At 49.4% G+C, this 338-nt stretch carries 1 protein-coding gene; it reads right to left on the bottom strand.

All coding sequences use genetic code 11. The annotated features are described in order from the left end of the window. Window positions 1-338, bottom strand: a 338-nt coding sequence (locus tag HC175_RS21700) for an efflux RND transporter permease subunit (protein WP_168139972.1), incomplete at both ends; no start/stop codon positions are given.

Here is a 338-nt window from a genome sequence, read left to right as displayed (position 1 = left end):
AAGGCCAGTACAAAGGCAAACATGGTATTGGAGCTACTCTCCACAAAATCCCGGGATTCCCCCCCAAGATCTGTAGTAAAGGTTTCGTCGAGTACTTTTTCTCTTATACGTTCCATGGCATCTATCCCGTCCCCCATACTCATTCCGGGCGCCAGACTCGCAGAAACGGTGGCACTCATATAACGGTTGTTGTGATACAATGCCGGCGGACTGCTTTGCTCTTCGGTGGTCACTAAATTGTCCAGCTGTATGAGCTGTCCGCCACGGTTTCTCACGAACATAGAAGTAAGATCCATAGGCGCATCACGATCCTTCTTATCGAATTGTCCCAGTACCTG

This window comes from Salinimicrobium oceani, from assembly GCF_012037645.1.
Note: the sequence above shows the minus strand (reverse complement) of the source record. Positions and strands in the feature narration are given on the sequence as shown.